This is a genomic window from Brevibacillus sp. HB1.3 (assembly GCF_013186635.1).
Lineage (GTDB): Bacteria > Bacillota > Bacilli > Brevibacillales > Brevibacillaceae > Brevibacillus > Brevibacillus brevis_D.
In genome coordinates this window covers 81,357-95,691 of the sequence record NZ_JABMIT010000002.1, presented here as the reverse complement: position 1 = coordinate 95,691, position 14,335 = coordinate 81,357, and the positions used below count along the sequence as shown (strand labels likewise).

The following is a 14,335-nucleotide window of genomic DNA, read 5'->3' as shown; positions in this document are numbered from 1 at the left end:
TGGCAGTCGGTTCATAGTAGTGTGGATGGCATGCCATTTGTAACCATAATGGATACACAGCCGTGGAGAGGAAAACTGGTGGAGAGCGATCGCATTCATTGAAGGTGCGCCGTGGGCAAAGTCATTACAGAACACTGTAGACCTAATACCTTTACATATAAAAAACCTCCAAACCTGATGTAAGCAACTGGTTTTGGAGGCGATGTTTAACCAATATGTTGATCACTTATACGAAGAGAACACCTTACATTTTCCCAATCAACGTACTAATCTCTCTCTCATACCCATAACGCTTGAAAAACTCAATCAAAGCCACAGCAAAAATATCTCGCTGGCTAATGTTTTTCTCTTTGCTATATTCCCGCACTAGTTGGTCTAGTGTATTTGTCATATGTACGGACTTCGTAACGAAAACGCCAGGCACCGCATATCGCGGAACTTTACCTGATTCCGAGCCAGGCACGATGAGATCGATTAGACGGCCTCTGTTGCGCTCTAGCATCTCGAGTAGGGAAAGATACTGATCAAGCTGATTCGAAGGCGTATGACCTACTCTATTCGTTATAGAAGGCCCTTCTTGTTCTTCCAGAGAGTCCATAACTTTCATTTCTGACTCGCTATACTTCCTTTCCTGTTCCTCAAGTTTCCCATATTCCTTCACATAGTTCTTCGTATCAGAACACCACTTGTATCCCTTTGCCCTCATATATGTTGCCAGTTCCCGATGATCCTGAAAGCCCATACGTTTGGCAATCGTCTTCGCATCTGCTCCCTCTTTCTGAAAGAGCGAGAGAATCGTCGACTCCATTGAAGATTTCATTAAATCCTTGCTTGGATCCCACTTCTCAGTACTTGTATGTATAGGTACATAGGCTTGTTTAAACCGATCCCACATAAAGTTCTTGCGCCGCATATATATATCTAACGTCTTGTAATTCTTATGTCCCAATTCCTTCGCTAGCTCATCTCTCGTTTTTCCCTCAACCATGCCGCGCAATATCTCATTGACACGCTCGTCATAGATTGGTTTTTTCTCTGTACGTATATCCACTCTCTACACTCCTATTTATCTCTCTTTTAAAGTGTTTGGATATTTTATACACTCACCTACAAATGGCTGATCGCATCTCGCAGCTGATCTAAATTGGTGTGTGTATAAACACTGGTTACGTTCAAAGATGAATGTCCTAGAAGTTTTTGTATTTGAACCAGATTAACATCCTTTTTGACTAGTTGACTTGCAAAGCTGTGGCGGAGGATATGAGCTGTCACTTTCTTACTCCACCCTAATCGTTTAACGGCTTCTGTAATTTCTCGATTGACGTATACCGGTGATAGTTTACCGCTTTTCTTGGTACAAAAAAATCGATTTGAATCAGAATCAGGTCGATGATGCAATACGTATTCTTTCAACATTGGCAGTAAACGGGGAGAGATTGGAATAAATCGATCCTTGTTTCCCTTACCGGCCACTACGTGAATCACCTGCTGATCCCACTTCACATCATCTAATGTCAGGTTCAGGCATTCTGATATGCGCATACCAGTCAAGAAGAGAACCATAACCACTAGTCTAATTAGCGAGTGGTCGATGGCGTTAACTAAATCGTTTACTTCCCCTTCTTCCAAGTATGTTCTTTCCTTTTGCTGCACCTTTATTTTCTCGACGGACAACGCAATATTGCGAGGAACCCATTCTTTTTTATGTGCATAGGCAAAGAATGAACGAAAAGTATGAAGGTTACGTTGTCTACTAGCAGGAGCATAGGAACGCTCGGATTTTAGATATAAAAGAAAATCTTCAATATCCGTTGCCGTTACTTCATCGACGTAAGGCTCACAGTTGTATTTGCTCTCCAGAAAACGGGTAAAGTAGGTCAAATCCTTTTTATACCCCGTTATCGTTTGTTCACTCCTGGCAATGGAGAACAAGTATTTCAGGAAAATATCTACTGCTTGGGTTAAAACCATTTGGTTCAAAACACCACCATTAATGTCACCATACTAATACAAAAAGAGTAGCCGAAATATCCGGGTAACACCTTTAGTATATCCGTAGTTTGGTTATTTAAATCCTTTAAATAGAATAGTAGCTTTCCACCATTTTCTTCTTTTTACATAATTTTTTCAAACGGCCAGAAAAATACCCCGTACACATTTCTGCGTATGGGGTATTTTCTTAACGGTTCGATTAGTTATGAGCAGTTACGTCAGCTTTAACACCGTATCCGTTCGCATCTGTCAGAGTTGCACCAGTAGTTTTAACTGTGATTGTTTTAGTTGGATCCCAGTTAGAAGAAACTTGACCAGTGTAACCAGTACCGTTAACTTGAGGAGTCAGTGAGATTTTCACTTGTTTAGCGTTACCAGCTACCAGAGATACTGCTGCATCTCCATCTGTACCACCTGTACCGTTAGTACCCAAAGTACCCAAAGTCAATGCATCTGATCCTACCAAGATTTCGAACTCAGAAGCGAGTTTAGTTGGATCGTCGATTGTTGTAGCAGTTGTGCTGTCAATGTTCTCGTTGAAAGTAAGAACGATGTCGTTACCCAGAACTTGAACAGTTTGCAGAACAGCAGCTGTGTTGTCAGCGATGTTCACTCCGAAATCAGCAGCTTTTTCCATAACATTGCCAGCTTTATCAGCTACATTGCTTACAGTCAGAGTTGCTGGTGTACCAGCTTGAGCTCCGAACGCTACAGTTTCAGCTTTCAGTTCGATAGTTACGCTATTTTTAGCGGAGCTATTGAAGTAGATGTTAGCTTTTGTGCTATCCAGTGCAACACCGTCGAGTTTGTAGTTAGCCAGATCAAGAGCAGAAGCTCCTACTTCTTCGCTAAAGTCTACAACAAACTTGTTAACACCAGTTACTGCTGCATCAGCATTAGTTTCAGTATCCAGAGTAGCAGTTGGTTTTACAGTATCAGCTGCGTTTCCTACAGTTACTGTAGTAGTAGCTGCTGCACTCAAGTTACCAAGAGCATCTTTTACTGCACCTGCTCCGATTTGTACGGTGTAAGTACCGTTTTCGATTTCAGTAGCACCAGCTACGAAATCAACCAGCAATACTTTAGGAGAACCAACTTTAGCAACAGTAGTTGCTGCGATAGCATCGAAACGAACGCCTTCAGCATTTGTGATAAGGAGTTTAGCCTCATCTACGTCTACATCTTGTCCTTGGAACTCTTCATCGAAAGTCAATTCGAGAGTTTGTTTGTCGTCTGCTACTTTAGAAGAAACGAAACGAGGACCTTGAGCATCACGGTTGAAGGTGATTGCTTGTGTATACGCATCGTTACCATTGTTGGAAGCATCTTTAATTGCATTAGCATCAACAATCAGAGTAACTTGTGCAGTTGCAGCTGTGTTGGAAGCATAGAGACCGTAGTTAGGTGCACCTGCTCCACCAAGGTTAAAGGATACATCATAAGTTTTGTTTGTGGTATCATTAGCATCTGGAGTAACTGTTACTACTGTGCCAGCAGTACCATGAGTATAAACAGTAGAACCCATCAGAATCTTGAGATCAGCTGGTTCCAGTGCAGAAGCACCACCAGCAAGTTCTTCGCTCAATACAACTTTAACTGTGTTTTGACCAGTTTGAGTCACAGAAGTAATAGCAGGTTTAGTAGTATCAACTGCTTTTACAACAGTGCCATTGTATACAGCCATTGTGTTCAGAGCTGTATCTTGTGCGCTGGAAACAAATACAGTTGCAGTTGCGCCACCAGCTATTGCTGGCAAGTTAGCAGCTGGTACTGTTACTACTGTATCACCTGCAGCAACTGTAGTATGTGTAACTGGAGTGTTGTTTACACGAACAATCGGTTGTTGTGCAGCTGCAAGTGGCTCAGAGAAAGTAATAGTCAGATCACCGTTAGCAGCAAATTTAGTTTCAGTGATTGTTGGTGCTACAGTATCAGTTACAGTGATAGTTTGAACTTCACTTGTTACTTTTTTACCTTCAACATCAGTTACACCATCAACTTGGAAAGTGAAAGCGGTGTTGTTAGCTTTTTGGTCAGCAAAAGTAATAACAACAGACTTCTTGTCTGCTCCCAGAACTGCTTTTGCTTGTGCTGGAGTAGCACCAGGTGTAGTACCATCAGCCAATACAGCAGCATTCAGTTTGTAGTTGCCTTCAGTCTCAGCGGAAGTTTTATCAACTTCTTTGTTGAAAACAACTTTAACTTGAGTTTGGTTAATAGCACTAACCCTTACAATAATTTCTAATTGTTCACCAATTCCAGCAAATCGCGTCCTACCAGTATTTTCATGGTGTCTATGTTACCCATCATTTGTAGAAAAAAGGAATATGGATGTAGCTGATTGCTAAGTAATGGAAATCCCCACAATATGGAAGTGTAGTTTTGCCTTTGGAAAGACAAATCTCTCAATGAAATCTCGAATATCATAGAATAAGAAGCTTATCGTAGAGTCGTGATAAGCTTTTTATTTTGGTCCGGGGAAAAACACCTATACAAAAATGTTAAATATTCCTATGATTTACATCGTTGTTATTACAAATTAATGGAGGCGCATATCATGAGCGAAATAACCCGTGGCAATCGTTTCAAGTCAATCATGTCAAAGGTTTTCCTAACATTTGTAGCGCTCGCACTGATTTTACCTTTCTCAGCAACAGGATCATTGGCAGCTCTTGCTCAAGAGGGAACGTTATCCGAAGCAATCGATCGAATCAACGCGATCAAAATGAGTAATAACCCGACAAGGGAAGAGGAGCAGGCAGCGATTTCACAGATGCGTGAGGCATTATCAGATCCCATCTTGGAGCTGAAGTTTGCTGATGCCTTTGATGATTTCACCGAAGAATACAAGCAAGATACCTATTCGCGTATGGTGTATCTGGTAAAATACAAACCGTTTCTCGATCAAAAGGATGTCCAAGCTGGTCTGGACTATTGCATCCAGGAAACAATTAATCTCCGAACAGCCGACGAAGAAATTCCCAAGTATGAACAAACAGCGACGATCCCTGACGCAGTAAAGGCCGGGGACGATATTACCGACCAAATCATTCGCATGATCGAAGGCAACGAGAAAAACCCACTCGTGTTGGTTAAAGCGAAAAAAGTTCTCCCGATGAAGGGCAGCGATCGCCCGGTGGAATATTTGCAGGTTGATCCAAATGGCAGAGTAATATTAGTCAAATCAAATAACACAGGGATGCCTGTGAAAGAACTCGTAAATGTATGGTTCACTGTAGACGATACGAGCACAGGACATCGAGTAGAAGTCACCATACAGCCAAAAGGCGATACCGGGGAGCCGAGCGATAATCAAATCGTCCAAGAGGAAGTGAATAAATACAACAGAGTCGCCTCGATTTCTGCAACAACAGAAGCCGGAGTAGATGTCACCGATCAAATCATTCTCTTGAAAGATGGCATGAACAAGAATCCGCATGTACAGATTCAAATTCATCAAATCGAAGGAATGGGTGGAGGAAATAAACCTGCACAATATTTGCGAGCTGATCAATCAGGTCGAATTTATTTGATTCAACAGAATACCACGAGTACGACTCTGTACGAACATGTAAAAATCAAGCTTACAGCAGGTACTGCGAGCCAGATCTTCCGAATAGACGTAAGTATTCTGCCCAAAGCTCATGATGGTGGGCTGAGTGACCGAGAAATACTCATGGCGGAAAGTGATAAGTACTACAAGAGTGCATTAATCGGGAACACGAGCAAGGTTGGGGAAGATGTTACGGATCAAATCATACGTTTAATAGAAGGAACGCAAAAAAATCCTGTGGTAGGACTCGAGATTGTGAAAGTTGAAGGTATGGGCGGAAATAATAAACCATCCAAATATTTACAGGCTGATGAGTCAGGAAGAATCAAACTCATCCAAGAAAACAACTCCAACTTTACGGTTTTTGAGCATGTCCAAATCATGTTTACTGCCGGGACAGCGACTACGATCAAGTATGTAGACGTTTTACTTCAGCCGAAAACGGGTGCGGGTCAAAAAAGTGTAATGGAAATTGCGATAGCGGAGAGCGATAAGTACTTCCGAACAGCAACGATTTCGAATACGAACATCGTCGGAGAAGATGTCACTGACCAGATTATTCGCATGAAAGAGGGAAGTGAAAAAAATCCGCATGTTTCATACAAAGTACGACAAATCGAAGGAATGGGTGGAGGAAATAAACCAGCACAATATTTGCAGCTAGATGACGCAGGAAGAATTAGGCTAGTTCAACAAAATTCCACTAATACTACACTTTACGAGCACGTGAAAATTACGTTCACAGCGGGGAATGCGAGTACCACTACACGTATCGATGTAAACATTCCACCGCAATAGATGGCAGGGGGAAAAATCCGAAATGTAAAGCGTTGGCGGGGCCTATCATATTCGTGATAGGTTCTTTTGCTATGAACAAAAAAAGAACCAACTGCACAAGACAGTTGGCCAAAAAGAAATTCCCCAAGTTATTTGTTTAGACCCTTACATTTTATCAATAGTAAACAACGTTGTAAACTTTAACTTATTATGGAAATGTTATACATGAAAATGAAATCTTCTTCGGCACGATAGCATAAAAATTTTTTCTTCATTAAATATGCAACGAAGACACGGTGAGCGCTCAAAGGTGTTGCACGGTATAGACGGACTAAGAAACGGTCCTTGTGGCTGAGCGCAAACCAGGTTCTCCGTTTTTGTCCCACCACCCATGCTTCCATTCCTTGACATCCCCTGTTGCGTACGGGTATCCTAACATAACTAACAGTACGAATGGGGCAATGAAAAGGTTGCAAAAGCCTTTTGTTCTCTGCTTGGAATGCCAAGTTTTCTATGTTGCAAAAGGATGTCACTATGCTATAGTGGATGACGAATGTTACTATATATAGATGTAGAGAAAAGTTGGGAGCGACGATATGTTATCCTTCTTGAAGAATTTAATGGGGAAAAAACCGACAACCAATGAGGTGCGGGAGCAGGTGCAGGAGGAATCGATCCTTTCCGCTGCTGATACCGAACAGTCTCATCAGGAAGCGCAGCAGGTACATGAGGATTCAACTGGCGTCATCACCACACTCTCGCTGCATGAATTGTGGGAGAAGCAGTTGGGGGCGCAAGAGAAATACTCGCTCTCCTTTATGGCTCAGGAACTGGAACCGTTGCAACCAGGGAATATTTCCTTGGCAGGGACTTCACTCGTTCCGCATGACGACGGGATTGAAGTGGTAGCATTCGTCCGAAATAGCACGGACCGTCCAATCAGCCTGAATGAGATGACGCTGGTGGTACTGTTTGGGGATCAGGAGCTGTTTACCCGCCAATCCTTTGATTTGAGTGAGCTCGGAGAAATTCCGCCGCGTTCTGCAAGACCGTGGTCGTTTGTATTTGCGAGAGAGCACTTTTTACAGGTAGAAGTTCTTCTTGTGAACTGGAAGATTGCCTTTGAGATGGCGCAGAAGAAGATGGTTCTTCCACAGCAGCTGGAACTGGAGGAATCCTGGATTAAGGCGCTGACTGATGAACAAAAAACGTCCTTAATTGAATTAGCGAAGAACCTCCCCGCTCTAAAAGAGGGAGAAGTAAATATACAGAGTGTGCAGATTCGTAAAGCCGAAAGTGGTGCTCTGAATGTGATGCTTTTGATTCGCAATGGCTCTACACAGTCGCTGTCCTTCGAAACGTTGCCGCTGGCGCTCTATGATGCAAGCGGGGATAAAGTGGCAGAAGGTCTGTTTGAACTAGGAAGCCTCACTGTAAATGCAAATACGAGCAAGCCGTGGTTGTTTATTTTCCCACCTGAGAGCATTCAAAAGGAAGAGCTGGACTTGTCCCGTTGGAAAGTGAGCGTTCCCCAAGGAGCCTAATGCAAGAAAGCAAATTTGCATGGGCTAGTCAAAAAAGTTTATCATGATAAGAGAAGCTTCGTTCGTGTCCGGACGTCTGAGGAGGTAGCCTATGTTTTCCTTTATGAAGAATTTTTTAGGTAAGGATCAACAGGATCTGAAAAAAGATATTCAAGAAGAGTCTGCTATCGATGTCGCTGAATTGAAAAACACCGAGGTCGAAATGGAAAGCAACGAGCAGCAGGAAGAGTCTGTAGGTGGAGTTGAAAAAATTCGTACGGAATTGTCCCTGAGCCCGATCTGGGAGAGCGAACTGGATTCCGAGAAAAAGTATACACTTCGCTTTTTGCAAGAAGAATTGCCAGAGATGCGTAAAGGCATGATTAGCGTAACGGGATTCAGTATGATTCCCCAGCCAAATGGCATGACGGTAGCGATGTTCTTCCGTAACTCCACGAATAAGCCAGTGCGGATCAAAAACGTTGGGTTAGCGATTTATCTTGATGATAATGCGTTTGCCAGAATCAAGGTGGATTTGTCAGATATGGGCGCAATTCCGCCGCATACCAGCCGTCCGTGGGAGGTATTGTTCCCGGAAGAGAGCTATCTGCATGAGAACTTCACCTTTAACCGTTGGAAAGTGGTTATGAAGGCTGGTAGAAATTCACATGTATGGCCTCGTAATCTAGAGCTCGATCCTGAAATGGAAAGCCGCATGACTGATCGCCAAAAGGATCGTTTAGAAGCGTTGACGCAGTCTTTGCCAATGATTCCGATTAATACCGTACAGGTTACTGGATTTGATATCGGAATGACAAAGGAAGGACATTTGGTAGCAGCGATGCTCTTCCGCAATGGGATGGGCCATGAATACCGTCCAGATGAAATCAAGCTGACGATTGCTGATGCTAATGGTGATCTGGTAGCAACAGGTGTACTCGACGCAAGCAGCATTAATGTGAAGCCGGGTTACAGCCGTCCGTGGATGATTGTATTCCCGCCAAATTTAGTGAAAAAGCCTGATGCCGACCTGAAAAGATGGACGCTTGATGTAGAATAGGGCGCAATACTTTTGAGGTTGGGAAAGAGGAGGTTGACTTATGAGTTGGTTATTGGAAAATTGGTTTGGTTCCAAGGAGAGCTTGGAGCAAGTACGCGAAGATATTCATGAGAATCTTCATAGAGAGTTTTATTTGGGTGTATCCGGATTAGAGAATCCGCAGCAATCTGCGAACCGTGTGGAATCCAAGGAATTGTTTTTGGTGCTGAACGGTCCGTGGGATGATCAATTGGACGAAGCGGAGCATGAGCTCTTGCAATACGCGCATGATGAAATGCCTCCAGTTGTTCGTAACGAAGTAGGTATCATTCCATTCTTTACACAGGTTACTAATGATGGTTTCTTGGTTCTTACCTACGTTCGTAATGCGACTGACCGCAGCATTTTGCTGCAAAGGCTTCCGTTGTCTTTGGTGACGGAGGATGGAGAGGAAGTCGCGAGAAAGACTTTTGATCTGATTACATCTGGTCCAGTGATGGAAATGTCCAGCCGTCCGATGGAATTCATGTTCCGCTGGGATGAATTCGACCGTATTCCTGAACAAGAGGTTCCATTGAAGCTGACCTTTATCAAGCCGGAAAAGCACGAAGTCGAAGAGAATCAAAACTTTAATCTGGGTCTGAGTGCAGATGAATCCAAGCAATACATGCAGCAGGCAGCAGAAAAGGCTCCGATTGTAGAGGGAGAAGTAGACTTGCAAGTCCTCGACATCAAGCCAGGTGAAGATAACGGACTGAAAGTCATCGTTGCTTTCCGTAACGGTCTGGCAAAACGTCTGGAGTTTACTGAAGTGCCGATTATCGTTCATGATAAGGATGGCGATACCGTAGCACGTGTACACTTTACCCTGGAAAACATGAAGGTAGAAGCAAATAGCCATCGTATATGGGCATTTGATATTCCGTTCTCCTCCATTAAAAAGGAAGAGGTAAATCTGGCGGAAGTTACTGCTTTTATTCCAAAAGCTCAGCAAAGAAAAAAAGAAAAAGCTCAGGTAGCACCTGAAGTGGAAGACAATAAAGGTTTGTTACAGTAAGGAGAAAACCCTTTTTGCCCATGGTGAAAAGGGTTTTGTACTTTTCTAACGTTCCAAATATTGCTAATCAGGGTTGCATGTCTCCCTTTTCATCCGCTATGCTAGGACGAGAAGATAAATACCTGAATTCCTTTTAGACTGCTGATTTTGCAGGGGAGAGAAGGAAGGACTGTTTTACATGAAAAAATCAGTGAACATATCAGTAGCGACTGCGATAAGTGTCGCACTAGTGATGGCAAACAACCAAACAATCTATGCTGCAGCACCACCAGCATCGAATGACTACTATTTAAGTAACCAGCTTCACTTGAATCAGATTAGAGCTCAACAGGCCTGGGCAGTCGTAAATAGTAATGAACAGATTATCATCGCGGTGCTAGACTCTGGTGCGGATTATAGGCATCCTGATTTGAAGGACAACCTTTTGCCGGGTGTGAATCTGGTCAATCCCGGGGGATCGGCCCAGGACGATAACGGACATGGAACAGAGGTAACTGGTGTACTGGCTGCTAGCGGGAATAACAGCATTGGTGTATCTGGTGTTTTGTGGAATGCCAAGGTTTTGCCGATTAAAGTTTTGGCCAAAAATGGTGATACTACGGTGCAGACTCTTGCTAAAGGTATCAATACTGCCTTGGATCGTGGTGCCAAAGTCATTCTGATGTCTCTCAGCAGTATGTCCTACTCCAAGGAACTGGCGAATGCTGTACAACGAGCGGAAAGAAGCGGAGCGGTTCTGATTGCAGCGAGTGGCAATGAGAGTAGCCGAGTGGCTTATCCGGCAGCTTATCCCACAGTGGTAGCGGTAGGGGCTGTAAGGAGTAACAATGAAGTGCTGTATCAAAGCAATACGGGACCTGAACTTAACCTGGTAGCGCCTGGTTTCAATGTTTATACGACCAAGCTAGGGGGGAAGTACGGTTCCTTTAGCGGTACTTCAGCAGCCGCACCACAAGTAGCAGGTGCAGCGGCTCTCATACTAGCTCGTTATCCCAAACTAAGTCCATTTGATGTAAGACAATTGCTTTATCAAACGGCTACGGATTTAGGGGAAAAGGGATGGGACCGGAAAACGGGCTACGGGTTGTTAAATGTCGACAAGGCAGTTCGAACGCCCTTATCCTATGACTTTTTAGAGCCGAATAATCAGACGTACTCAGCAAAAGCGTTCCCGATCGAATCTCAGATACGTGGAAATTTGGGACCAAAAGACACGATAGACTGGCTGAAGATGGACATCCCTTACGATGGGAAGGTCAGCTTCACAGCGTCAGTGACATCTGGTGTTTCTTCCGCGATGGCAGCTACCTTTTACCCAGAGAATCGTCCGCCGATTACGCAGTACTTCGGGAATGGAGATACGATTACTGTCCCGGTCAAAGCGGGAAATATGAATATCCGGTTAATGCGTAACGGAGGGGTCAACAACGCTTTTACCTACGTGCTGACGAGTAAGTTTACCATCAATCCGGACCGTAACGAACCGAACGATACGCAAGAGACGGCAAGGCCACTCGTAGGCAACGAAATCAGTGTAACAGGCAATTTTCACGATGAAGGGGATCAGGATTGGTTCTCCTACTATGTTCGTGAATACGGGCATTTGGATGTCACGGTTAGTCCTGATAACAAGCGTGTCGATTTATTGCTGAGTATTGGTAAACAAGAGCTCGGTAAAAAGATGGTTGTCTGGGACCCTACCTACGATAATGGAACAAAAGACAATCCGACAGAGCGCGTCCAAAAAGAAGTGTCACCAGGCAAGTATTACATCCGTGTGAGTGAGTACAATCGCAATGCGGTGAATGGCGAATATCAGCTGGATCTGGGATACACGCCAGTAAAAAAAGATTTTAATGAGCCGAATGACACCTATCAAACAGCGTCTCCGCTAAGCGGTGGGACAGTTATGTCAGGCACGATACCGACAGCTACCGATTCCGACTGGTTCCAATTTACTGTGAATAGTGAATCGTATGTGACGTTCCGAGCGCCGTACATTCCTGTCGATAGCGGCTTTCGTTTCGCGCTCTATAGCGATCGAAACTTGAACTATGCGCTTGCTTCGACGAATGAGGTAGCGGAGCTGTCGAAGCGAGGAAACGATATTATCGGTTTGCGTTTGCAGCCAGGAAAATATTATGTGCGCCTTAATAGTGGTACTTCGTTCAAATATGAATCGTACCGACTCACGGTGACGCAGCAGAAATTGATAGCGGGTTATCGCGATATTTCGGACCACTGGGCGCGCTCAGAGATCGTCAGACTTAGCTCTCGCGATATTGTAAATGGGTTTAATGATGCGTCATTCAAGCCGAATCAGGCAGTGACCCGTGCGGAGTTTGCGACGATGCTGCTTAAATCGATGCGTGCGACCGGTTCTAAGGTAGCGACTACCTATACAGGAAAAACGACCTTCCGGGATATGCCAAAGCGGCACTGGGCGTATCACAACCTAGGCGTAGCTTATCAATTGGGAATATTGAAAGGGTACCCGAAGAATGAAATGAAGCCGGATCAGCCGATATCGCGTGCAGAGATGGCGATAATGATCGCGCGGGCACGTAATGTGTTGATGTATAATCACGGTACCTCGAATTATCGGGATGTGCCAACGAGTCACTGGGCTTCTCCTGCCATCGAGGCTTTGACCTCGAGGAATTGGGTTAATGGGTACGGTTCTTCCTTTAAACCGAATGGAAGAGCAACTCGCGCCGAGGTAGTGGTAGTACTTTCAAAAGCCTATCAATTATAAGTAAAAATTTTCCTATTGACATCTCTGAAAAAAACAATTATTCTATTATCCGTAATGGATACTCTTATCCAGAGCAGGCGGAGGGACTGGCCCTATGAAGCCCGGCAACCGAGCTAGAGCGGTGCTAACCAGCAGAACGGACATCTGTTCTGGCCGATAAGAGGATGAAGGAAGCAAAAAACGCTCAAACCTTTTCCTCCTAAAAATTGGAAAAGGTTTTTTATTTGCGTTTACGTAGATAAAATCCTAACTCGGCTACCACACTATTTGTATGAGGTCAAAGGAGGTATTTTCTCATGGCTTTGCAAAAAGGTCGTCGTCTGTTTACATCCGAATCTGTAACTGAAGGACATCCGGATAAAATTTGTGACCAAATTTCCGACTCCATCTTGGATGCGATCCTGTCCAAAGATCCAAACGCTCGCGTAGCTTGCGAAACTTCCGTAACTACTGGTTTGGTTCTCGTAGCAGGTGAAATCACTACAAACACTTATGTGGATATCCAAAAGCTCGTTCGTGAAACCATTCGTGAAATCGGCTATGACCGTGCGAAATTTGGTTTTGACGCTGACACTTGCGGTGTTATTACTGCAATTGGCGAGCAGTCCGCTGACATTGCACTTGGTGTAGACCAAGCATTGGAAGCACGCGAAGGCAAAATGACTGATGCTGAGATCGAAGCAATTGGTGCTGGTGACCAAGGTTTGATGTTTGGTTTTGCTTGCAATGAAACACCTGAACTGATGCCACTTCCAATCAGCATGTCTCACCAATTGGCTCGTCGCCTGACTGAAGTACGTAAAAACGGAACACTTGCTTACCTCCGTCCTGACGGAAAAACACAAGTAACCGTTGAGTACGATGGCGACAAACCAGTTCGTATCGATACAATTGTTATTTCTACCCAACATGCTCCTGAAACAACTCTCGAGCAAATCAAGCAAGATCTGGTTGAACACGTAATCAAACCAGTTGTTCCAGCTGAACTGTTGGACGCTGAAACCAAATACTTCATCAACCCAACTGGCCGTTTCGTAATTGGCGGACCACAAGGGGATGCTGGCTTGACTGGCCGCAAAATCATCGTAGATACTTACGGCGGTTATGCTCGTCATGGCGGTGGTGCGTTCTCCGGTAAAGATCCGACGAAAGTTGACCGTTCCGGTGCTTACGCAGCTCGTTATGTAGCGAAAAACATCGTGGCTGCTGGTCTCGCAGACAAATGCGAAGTACAAGTTGCTTACGCAATTGGTGTAGCACAACCAGTTTCCATCGCAGTAGATACATTCGGCACAGGTACCATTTCCGAAGAAGCTCTGGTGAAATTGGTTCGCAAACACTTCGACCTGCGTCCTGCTGGTATCATCAAGCAGCTCGACCTGCGTCGTCCTATCTACAAACAAACAGCTGCATATGGCCACTTCGGACGCAATGACCTGAATGTTCCTTGGGAGCAAACAGACAAAGCAGAAGTTCTGAAGCAAGAGGCTGCTCAACTCTAATATTCCAAAGACATAAAAAGAGCCTGGTGTTGCTACTGGGCTCTTTTTCTTTTAGGAGCAGAGTCATCCAATTATTGGGTCAATTGTTGCACAGGAATTTGTATGACTGTGTCGAATCTCCTAGTGAGGAAGTAGAG

At 44.3% G+C, this 14,335-nt stretch carries 10 protein-coding genes and 1 riboswitch; of the genes, 6 read left to right on the top strand and 4 right to left on the bottom strand.

Going from position 1 to position 14,335, the window contains the following annotated elements:
- Positions 1-244: 244 nt before the first annotated feature.
- The 3 genes from HPY31_RS05150 to HPY31_RS05140 form a co-directional block, all read right to left on the bottom strand.
- The gene (locus tag HPY31_RS05150; protein WP_172139121.1) at positions 245-1,051 is read right to left on the bottom strand and encodes a hypothetical protein; all 807 of its coding nucleotides are present in this window, start codon (positions 1,049-1,051) and stop codon (positions 245-247) included.
- 56 nt (positions 1,052-1,107) lie between these two features.
- Positions 1,108-1,971 (bottom strand): tyrosine-type recombinase/integrase, encoded by an 864-nt coding sequence (locus HPY31_RS05145; protein WP_172139862.1) that lies wholly within the window; start codon positions 1,969-1,971, stop codon positions 1,108-1,110.
- 220 nt (positions 1,972-2,191) lie between these two features.
- Complete coding sequence (locus HPY31_RS05140) at positions 2,192-4,117, bottom strand: hypothetical protein (RefSeq protein WP_172139118.1); 1,926 nt, start codon at positions 4,115-4,117, stop codon at positions 2,192-2,194.
- A gap of 432 nt (positions 4,118-4,549) precedes the next feature.
- Between HPY31_RS05140 and HPY31_RS05135 the strand changes: the two genes are divergently transcribed.
- On the top strand, positions 4,550-6,343 hold the full coding sequence (locus HPY31_RS05135) for a hypothetical protein (RefSeq protein WP_172139115.1): 1,794 nt from the start codon (positions 4,550-4,552) through the stop codon (positions 6,341-6,343).
- A 179-nt stretch (positions 6,344-6,522) separates the two neighbouring features.
- On the opposite strand, the gene HPY31_RS05130 is transcribed toward HPY31_RS05135, so the two are convergent.
- The gene (locus HPY31_RS05130; protein ID WP_172139113.1) at positions 6,523-6,723 is read right to left on the bottom strand and encodes a hypothetical protein; all 201 of its coding nucleotides are present in this window, start codon (positions 6,721-6,723) and stop codon (positions 6,523-6,525) included.
- 195 nt (positions 6,724-6,918) lie between these two features.
- On the opposite strand from HPY31_RS05130, the gene HPY31_RS05125 reads away from it, so the two are divergent.
- The 5 genes from HPY31_RS05125 (at position 6,919) to metK (ending at position 14,198) form a co-directional block, all read left to right on the top strand.
- Positions 6,919-7,866: an accessory Sec system S-layer assembly protein gene (locus HPY31_RS05125; RefSeq protein ID WP_172139111.1), complete on the top strand. Its 948-nt coding sequence runs from the start codon at positions 6,919-6,921 to the stop codon at positions 7,864-7,866.
- 91 nt (positions 7,867-7,957) lie between these two features.
- Entirely contained in the window at positions 7,958-8,905 is a 948-nt protein-coding gene (locus tag HPY31_RS05120) for an SLAP domain-containing protein (protein WP_016740224.1), read from the top strand.
- Between the two features lie 40 nt (positions 8,906-8,945).
- Complete coding sequence (locus HPY31_RS05115) at positions 8,946-9,941, top strand: SLAP domain-containing protein (protein WP_172139108.1); 996 nt, start codon at positions 8,946-8,948, stop codon at positions 9,939-9,941.
- Between the two features lie 178 nt (positions 9,942-10,119).
- Positions 10,120-12,696 carry a S8 family peptidase gene (locus HPY31_RS05110; RefSeq protein ID WP_172139105.1) on the top strand — a complete coding sequence of 859 codons (2,577 nt, stop codon included), beginning with the start codon at positions 10,120-10,122 and terminating at the stop codon, positions 12,694-12,696.
- A gap of 61 nt (positions 12,697-12,757) precedes the next feature.
- A riboswitch (SAM riboswitch) is annotated at positions 12,758-12,859 on the top strand.
- 133 nt (positions 12,860-12,992) lie between these two features.
- Entirely contained in the window at positions 12,993-14,198 is a 1,206-nt protein-coding gene (gene metK / locus HPY31_RS05105; protein ID WP_015893578.1) for a methionine adenosyltransferase, read from the top strand.
- Positions 14,199-14,335: the final 137 nt, after the last annotated feature.

Coding starts and splice junctions, on each gene's coding strand:
- metK (WP_015893578.1), top strand. CDS start 12,993: ATGGCTTTGCAAAAAGGTCGTCGTCTGTTTACATCCGAATCTGTAACT.
- HPY31_RS05125 (WP_172139111.1), top strand. CDS start 6,919: ATGTTATCCTTCTTGAAGAATTTAATGGGGAAAAAACCGACAACCAAT.
- HPY31_RS05110 (WP_172139105.1), top strand. CDS start 10,120: ATGAAAAAATCAGTGAACATATCAGTAGCGACTGCGATAAGTGTCGCA.
- HPY31_RS05120 (WP_016740224.1), top strand. CDS start 7,958: ATGTTTTCCTTTATGAAGAATTTTTTAGGTAAGGATCAACAGGATCTG.
- HPY31_RS05115 (WP_172139108.1), top strand. CDS start 8,946: ATGAGTTGGTTATTGGAAAATTGGTTTGGTTCCAAGGAGAGCTTGGAG.
- HPY31_RS05130 (WP_172139113.1), bottom strand. CDS start 6,723: ATGGAAGCATGGGTGGTGGGACAAAAACGGAGAACCTGGTTTGCGCTC.
- HPY31_RS05135 (WP_172139115.1), top strand. CDS start 4,550: ATGAGCGAAATAACCCGTGGCAATCGTTTCAAGTCAATCATGTCAAAG.
- HPY31_RS05145 (WP_172139862.1), bottom strand. CDS start 1,971: ATGGTTTTAACCCAAGCAGTAGATATTTTCCTGAAATACTTGTTCTCC.